Source organism: Desulfovibrio sp. (assembly GCF_009712225.1).
Classification (GTDB): domain Bacteria; phylum Desulfobacterota; class Desulfovibrionia; order Desulfovibrionales; family Desulfovibrionaceae; genus Desulfovibrio.
Genome location: NZ_WASP01000005.1, coordinates 178,365 through 186,099 on the forward strand (window position 1 = coordinate 178,365; position 7,735 = coordinate 186,099).

The following is a 7,735-nucleotide window of genomic DNA, read 5'->3' on the forward strand; positions in this document are numbered from 1 at the left end:
CGTGTTCCATGATAGCGCCGGGGCCTGTGAAATACCAGACCCCGGCGCTGTGGTTCTTACAGGAACATGGAAAGCAGAAGGGTGCCAAACAGGCCGAGCACAGAGGCAATGGTGGTGCCAGCCGTGTAGGTCGCATACATGGAACCCATGGGGATGCCAAGGGATTCCTTGACAAACCAGAAGCCGGAGTCTGTCACGTGCGAAGCGCCGGTTGCGCCCGCGCCAATGACAATGGCCATGAGGGCCGGGTCAATGCCGGGGTTGCTGCTGAGCACGGGCAGGATAAGACCTGCGGCGGTCATCATGGAAACGGTGGCGCTGCCCAGGGCAAAGCGCAGGGCAATGGCGATGATCCAGGCCAGAATCAGGGGGCTGATGTGGATGCTGGTAAGCACCTGCTTGAGTACGATGCCCACGCCGCTGTCGGTGATGATCTGGTTCAGCGCGCCAGCCGCGCCGATGACCAGCATGATGGAAGCCAGCGGGGCCATGCCCTGCTCGCTGAAGCGGCCCAGCTGATCCCAGTTGAAGCCGCGCTTGAGGCCAAAAACGATGTAGGCCACCACGGCAGAGATGAACAGGGCGATCATGGGCGTGCCCACAAAGTTTACATAGGGCATGTAAACGGGGGGGTGCTGCTTGTCGATGGTCAGTTCCACCACGGTCTTGGCGATCATGAGCAGCAGGGGCAGCAGCATGACGAAAAGCGAGCTGCCAAAGGGCGGCAGTTCAGATTCCTTGCGGGGCTCGGTGTTGGCGTAAACGCCGGTAAGCGGCACGGCGGGCAGGCGCTTGGCAATAAACTTGCCGTAGATGGGGCCAGCCACGCTGGCGGCGGGCAGGCCCACCAGCAGGCCAAAAAAGATAACCTTGCCCACGTCAGCCTTGAGCAGATCTGTAACGGCCATGGCGGCGGGGTGCGGCGGCACGATGCAGTGCACCGTGGTAAGGGCCACCACAAGGGCCATACCTACCTGAATGAGGGGCAGCTTGGATTCCTTGACGATGGAGAACATGAGCGGCGTCAGCAGAATGATGCCCACCTGCAGAAAAACGGGGATACCGCAAATATAGCCCACAACCATCATGGCCCAGTGGGCTTTTGACTGACCCAGAATATTGATGAGCGTTCGTGCCAGCCGTTCGGCCGCGCCAGAAACTTCCATCAATTTGCCCAGTATGGCCCCAAGCGCCAGAATTGGCGCCAGAAAGCCCAGGGTTTTGCCAAGGCCGCCTTCAAAGGCCACAACAATCTTGGCCAGTTCCATGTTGTGCGTCAGCGCCAGAAACAGGCTGGCGGCAGTCAGCGAAACAAAGGCGTGAATTTTAAAGCAAATGCACAGCACAATGACTATGGCAATGGCAATGCACAGCATGGTCATTGAATAGCCGATGCCGAACGATTGGACGGCAGTCATCTCAACCTCCGTGGATGTGGTTGCGCTACGGTGGGGAACAGCCCGCACCTGTTAGGGTTGGGGGAACGGTTGACGGTTTGGTTTTGTGTTCTGGTATGTTGCTCTGCTCGTCCTCCGGCTGTGGTGCGCAAGTCACATCCTCTGCCCAGAAATCAGGCCCTCTTGAAATTGGGCGCGTATTCCGCCGCCAGGCGAATGGCCTCAACCATGCTCACGGCGCTGACCTTGCCCGTGCCGGCAATGTCAAAGGCCGTGCCGTGGTCAACCGAGGTACGCAGAATGGGCATGCCCAGAGTGAGGGAGATGGTGCGTTCAAAATCCACCATCTTGGTCGCAATGTGCCCCTGGTCGTGGTAGAGCGAAAGCACCGCATCCCACGCGCCCTTGAGGGCAAAATGAAAGACAGAATCCGCCGGGTTGGGGCCGGATACGTTAAAGCCCTGCTGGCGCGCTTCGGCAATGGCCGGAACAACCTCGACGTCTTCCTCGTTGCCAAACAGGCCGTGCTCGCCGCAGTGGGGGTTGAGCCCGGCCACGACCATGCTGGGGTTTTCCAGCCCCAGCAGCTTGAGGGCGCTGGTGCAGCGGGCGATATAGTCGAGCACACGCTCTTTTTTCACGGCGTGGCAGGCGTCGATAAGCGAGAGGTGGCGGGTGAGAAAGAACACGCGCAGGTTATGCACCTGAAACATGGTCAGGGGGTCTTTTGTGCCGGTAAGGTCGCCAAATATTTCGGTGTGGCCGATGTAGGGCACACCGCCAGCCTTGAGCGATTCCTTGTTGATGGGCGTGGTGGCCACAGCCGCGGTCTTGCCCGCCATGGTCAGCTCGATGGAGGTCTTGATGTACTCAAAAGCGGCCTTGCCACACTGGGCCTGAACCTTGCCGTAGGCAAAAGTGGACATGTCCACGTTGTTCAGGCTGATGATGTTGACCGCGTCATCGCGCCAGCCATTGAGATCGGTGTCCACCTCGTTGAAGTCGAGGTTCACCTTCATGATGGCGGCGGCACGCCGCATGATTTCGGTATTGCCAACTACCAGAACACTGGCGATATCGGTAACGGTGCTGTCTGCCAGCGAGGCAGCCAGAATTTCCGGCCCCACACCGGCAGGATCGCCCATGGGCGCGCAAATCAGGGGTTTCATCTCAGAATCCTTGTTTTGATCGTGTTGTCTGCAAGGCCGCGTCTAGGCAGGGCGCTTGCGGGTTGAAATCTTGGTGAACAGGTACTCCACGCATTCCACCAGGCTGTCCTTGTCACCCACAAAGCCGCCCTTGGTGATCATGGGCAGGTCGGGCTGCTGGCCGCCGATGATGTGGCCGTAAACAGCGAGGGGCAGCACCATGACCCGCACGGAAAAGCCGCCCGCCTCAAGGGCGCGCATGACGGAAACCGTCACCTCGCCGCCAGACGTGTACAGGCCGCCGATACGCAGGTCTTCGTTCTTCAGGGTTTCCTGAGCCACATAGGCCAAGGCCATGTTGATGCGGCGGGAAATTTCGCTGGGGGGTATGCCGAGGGCCTGCGACATCTCCTGCATGGAAAAAACATCTTCCTTGCTGGTGGAGGTGCACACGCCAAGAACCTTGGCTTCTTCAGGCGCGGCAAAAACGGCCTCGAGCACGCGGCGGCATTCTGCCTGCGACTGAGCCTCGCCTTCCAGAACCTTGCGCACGTCCATGGGCACGATATGGCAGGGGTGGGCCAGGCGCAGGGCCTCCATCTGCACGCGCGAGAGTTCGCTTGTGCTGCCCACGGTCAGGAAAATGCGGTTTTCAAATTCCGCACGCGGGGCCTTGATGCGCGCGGCGGCCAGTTCTGCGGTGAAGGGGCCGGGGTCGTGCGAAACCAGCGGGTAAGGGGCATCGGCCAGCGACTGGGCGATCACGGCCACGTCGTCGTCCGACACTGCATCGCAAACCACAGCGCGGCAGCCCTTTGCGCGGGCGGCCTCAATGGCTTCGCGCACGGCGGCAGGCCCGGCCAGTACCTTTTCAAGCGGCACAAAGCCGCAGGGCAGGCTGGTCTGGTCGGCAATGATCTTGAGCACAGCAGTGTGGTGCACAGGGGTGGCGGCATCCTTGGCGATGGGCGAGCGCTCCAGCGGCACACCGTGCACAATCTGGTAACCGCCCACGCAGATGCGGCCCGAATGCGGGTAGGATGAAACCATTACCGCAAGGGTTTCGCTGTGGCCGTGGGTGTCGTCCATGGCCTTGATGGAAGCCTCAAGTTCTGCGCCCACGTTGCCGCGCAGGGTGGAATCTATGCGTTTGGAAACAAGGGCGGGCTTTTCCCTGTTAAACGTGCTTATACCGTCGTACACGGCCTGCCAGGCTTCCTGCTTGTGCAGCAGGCGGCTTTCGGCATTGAGGCACACGGCGTCGCACTGCGTGAATTCCTGCGGGTTCCAGTGGGCAAGGCCCAGGCAGGTGGCGCTGGAAAAGCCCTTGGCGGCAAGCAGGGCGCCATTGTCGTTGGCCCCTGTAAAGTCGTCGGCAATAACGGCTATGATCATGCGGTAACCTTCCAGTGGTTGTGACGGGCCTAGTCGGCAACACGCAGGCTCGTGCCCGCATTGTGCAGGGCTGCCTGGGCTTCAGCGGGCAGGCCGCCGTCGGTGATGATGTGGTCAAAGCGTTCCACTCCGGCCACCAGCCAGGGGCTGAACTTGGCGTACTTGGAGGAATCGGCCAGCAAAAAGGTTTTGTCGGCGCTGGCCATGAGCTGACGCTTGTAGTGCATCTTGGCAGGGGTGCTGGTGGTGACACCGTGGTGGGCGTCCCACACGTTGGTGCCCACAAAGGCCATGGTAAGGCGCAGACCGCGCAGATAGGCCACGGCGTCGCTGTCGTTGCAGGCGCGGCTTACGGGGTCCACGAGCCCGCCGGAAAGAAAGACGGAAATATGGTCGCAGCCCGAAAGCAGCAGGGCTATTTCAAGGTCGGGGGTAACCACGCCAAGGCTGGTGAGGGGCAGTGCGGGCAGCAGGCGGGCCAGCTCAAGGCTGGTGGTTCCCGCATCCAGCGCGATGAAGTCTTCGTTCTTGATGTGCAGGCTGGCAGTGCGGGCAATGGCCTGTTTGGCCTCAAGCATGGAAACAGCCTTGCGGGCGCGGGGAATGTCGTTGGCCTCAAAGCTCAGGGGCACGGCCCCGCCCCAGGTGAGCTCAAGCTGGTTGCGTTCTTCCAGCACCTTGAGGTCGCGCCGCACTGTCATGGTGGAAATGCCAAGAGCCTCGGCCAGTTCGCGCGTGTTGACGGCGCCCCTGTTCTTGATGAGTCGGGCCATTTCTCTGCGGCGTTCGGCTGGCAACATGGCGGCTCCGCTTGTGACAATTGTGTGTTAATTTAGGTTCAAATTTGTTGTTTTGTGTTATGCTCCTCGTGGGTGATATCGTCAAGATGGACGGGGATATTTTGCCGAATAGAAACTTAAAAAATTTGTATGCTGTTCAAACAATGTTACATTTTGTTATAACGTGATGCCCCTTTCCGGCGGGCCTTTGTGCCTGCCCGGCCACAGGAAGCCCATCAAAAATAGAAAAAGCCCCCAGGGCTTACCGTGGGAGCGAACTGAGAGTGCGAAATTTGTCTGTTACAACAAATTGTTACGAGTGGCAGAAATGCAAAAAGGCCGCCGGGCACATGATCCGGCAGCCTTCTGCTGGGGTTTACGCGGGCGGGGTAGACCCGCGCTGGCTACTACGCGTTGCCGAAAAACGGAGGGCGGCGCGTCTTGGCTTCGCCGCTGACCCTGAAAATCTGTACTGAATACTGATCCTTGCCGCTGCACATGGGGCATCCGTCTGTAACCAGCATGCAGGAAGAATCGAGCTCAAGGGGGTCAATGCCCGCCAGATTGAGAATATGTGTTGCCTTGCCCTGCTCCCACATTACGGGGGAGCCGCACCGGGCGCATTCTACATAGAGCAGTTCCGGATCGTAGCCAGTGGGCACGGGTGTACCGCGCAGCGGCTCGGCAATGGCTTTCATGGTGTTGCTTTGCATATAAACCTCCCTGCTGGCTTTGCGTGCCGCCAGTAGTTTGGCAGCGCGCATACGCAGCCTCGCCTTCCATACATAAGCACAGCGTGCGCCGAGGCAAGCCCCGTGGTCGCAATTTGTTCGCCATGCGCAGGCGCGCATGCGGCGCAGACAGGGCCGCTTGCCTTGTGAAGCGCCCCCGAATACACTGGGCCCATGTCTGAAAAACACCGTCATATACGTTTGCTCCCGCCTGAATTGCGCAATCAGATCGCCGCCGGTGAAGTGGTAGAGCGCCCTGCCAGTGTGCTCAAGGAACTGGTGGAAAACAGCCTTGATGCGGATGCCACGCAGATTGATGTTTGCCTTGAAAACGGGGGCCAGAGCCTTATCAGCGTGCAGGACGACGGCTGCGGCATCGCCGCGGACGATCTTGAACTGGCTGTTACCCGCCATGCCACAAGCAAAATTTCCAGTCTGGCCGATCTTGAACGCATCAGGTCTTACGGCTTCAGGGGTGAGGCGCTGCCAAGCATCGCCTCGGTTTCGCGTTTTTCCATTACCTCGGCCACTGTTGGCCCTGACGGGCAGTCCCGGGCGCACAGGGTAGAGGTGGAACACGGCCTGCTGACAGTCTCTGCCCCTGCCGCTCTGCACAGGGGCACTCGCGTGGAAGTGCGCGATCTTTTTTCCAACATACCAGCACGCTTGAAATTTTTAAAGACCCCCTCCACAGAGTTCAAGCGAGCTCAGGACTGGCTGGCGAGGCTGGCACTGGCCCGCCCCGCCGTGGGGTTGAGCCTCAGCGCTGGCGAGCGCGAGGCCCTGCGATTTTTGCCCGGGCAGAATCTTGCCGAGCGGCTGGCCGTGCTCTGGCCCCGGCTGATTGTGGAGGCCCTGCGCCCCTTTGACGCCACCCGCCACGGCATACGGGTGCGGGGGCTTGCCGCCCTGCCCAACGTGAGCCAGCCACGCGGCGACCGCATGCTCTTTTTTGTCAATGGCCGATCGGTTACGGACAAGCGCCTGCTGGCGGCGGTGCGCGAGGCCTACAAGGGCCGCATGACCAGCCGCGATTTTCCGCAGGTGGCGCTGTTTGTGGAAATGGACCCCGCCGAGGTTGATGTGAACGTGCACCCGGCCAAGTCCGAGGTGCGTTTTCGCGATGAATCAGCCCTGTTTTCTGCAGTGCTGCACGCCGTACAGAGCGCCCTGGTCACCTCGTTTGACGTGGCGGAGAACATCTGGCCCGGCGTCGAGGATGCTTCCGTCGTTGCGTCCTCAAATGCTGCCCCCCGCCCACAGGGTTTTTGGGGGCGGCTGGACAATCCGCCGCTCATTGCCCCGCAGGAGCGGGAATGCGAGCCTGATCGCGACCTGCAGTGGCAGGCCAGTGTGCCCGGTAATGCCGCAAGCGCAAACCAATGCATTCCTGGCCCCACCGGAGCCGCAGTCTGGCGGGCTGAGGCTACAGATTATCAGCCCGTGCAGCGGGGCGAAGCCCTGTTTGTTGCAGCGCCGGAAAGATCTGGTCTGGATGAGGGTGCTGGTCTTGCGGAAGACGCTTCCGGCTATGCGCAAAGCATGCAATCCGACACGCTCCCCTTCCAGCCGGGAGGTACGGCGGTTGGGGAGGATGCCGGGGTTGAGGTTTTCGCACACGGGCAGGAACGCCAGCCCCTGAGCGTGGGGCAGTTTGCCTACCTTGGGCAGGTGGCCATGACCTATCTGGTGCTGCGTGACGCCTCTGGCGCACTGCTGCTGCTCGACCAGCATGCGGCCCACGAGCGTGTGCTTTACGCCCGTCTGCGGCGCGGAGGCTTTGCCGGATCTGGTCAGCTGCTGGCCCTGCCACTTGACCTGCCCCTGCATCCGGCTGAAACGGAACGGTTTTTTGAATTACGGCCCCGGCTCGAATCACTGGGCTTTGCCCTGGAAACCAGTGGTGGCAACCTGCGCGTCAACGCCATGCCCCCGGTGCTTTCGCGGGCCGAGACCAGGGATTTTTTGCGCGAGGCTCTTGCCGGTCGCAAGGATGACCTGGCCGACATGTTCATATCCATGTCGTGCAAGGGGGCCATCAAGGCTGGGCAGCGCCTTGCCGACGACGAGGCCGCCGGGCTGCTGCAACAGTGGCTGGAAACCCCCGACCGCGAATACTGCCCCCATGGCCGCCCCTGCGTCTTGCGCTGGGACTCCGCCGAACTGGAAAAACTGTTCAAGCGGCGGCAGTCGTAAAAGAGAATTTGTGGACAGTTCGGCCATCAAGGCCTGTAGCGCAAGGCGGGGGGGGGGGGGGGGGGCGGGGGGGCGGGGGGGGAGGAGGT

The 7,735-nt window shown here is 61.0% G+C and carries 6 protein-coding genes; 1 reads left to right on the plus strand and 5 read right to left on the minus strand.

All coding sequences use genetic code 11. The features are described from left to right. Positions 1-56: 56 nt before the first annotated feature. The 5 genes from F8N36_RS04615 to F8N36_RS04635 form a co-directional block, all read right to left on the minus strand. Positions 57-1,418: a gluconate:H+ symporter gene (locus F8N36_RS04615; protein WP_291331630.1), complete on the minus strand. Its 1,362-nt coding sequence runs from the start codon at positions 1,416-1,418 to the stop codon at positions 57-59. 152 nt (positions 1,419-1,570) lie between these two features. After that, complete coding sequence (pdxA, locus tag F8N36_RS04620) at positions 1,571-2,566, minus strand: 4-hydroxythreonine-4-phosphate dehydrogenase PdxA (RefSeq protein WP_291331631.1); 996 nt, start codon at positions 2,564-2,566, stop codon at positions 1,571-1,573. A gap of 42 nt (positions 2,567-2,608) precedes the next feature. Further along, positions 2,609-3,940: a four-carbon acid sugar kinase family protein gene (locus F8N36_RS04625; protein WP_291331632.1), complete on the minus strand. Its 1,332-nt coding sequence runs from the start codon at positions 3,938-3,940 to the stop codon at positions 2,609-2,611. Positions 3,941-3,969: 29 nt separating this feature from the next. Further along, positions 3,970-4,740, minus strand: coding sequence for a DeoR/GlpR family DNA-binding transcription regulator (locus F8N36_RS04630; protein WP_291331633.1), 771 nt, complete (start codon positions 4,738-4,740; stop codon positions 3,970-3,972). 386 nt (positions 4,741-5,126) lie between these two features. Further along, positions 5,127-5,432, minus strand: a complete 306-nt coding sequence (locus F8N36_RS04635; protein ID WP_291331634.1) for a hypothetical protein — start codon at positions 5,430-5,432, stop codon at positions 5,127-5,129. A 192-nt stretch (positions 5,433-5,624) separates the two neighbouring features. Between F8N36_RS04635 and mutL the strand changes: the two genes are divergently transcribed. Continuing rightward, entirely contained in the window at positions 5,625-7,646 is a 2,022-nt protein-coding gene (gene mutL, locus F8N36_RS04640; protein WP_291331635.1) for a DNA mismatch repair endonuclease MutL, read from the plus strand. The last annotated feature ends 89 nt before the right edge of the window (positions 7,647-7,735 follow it).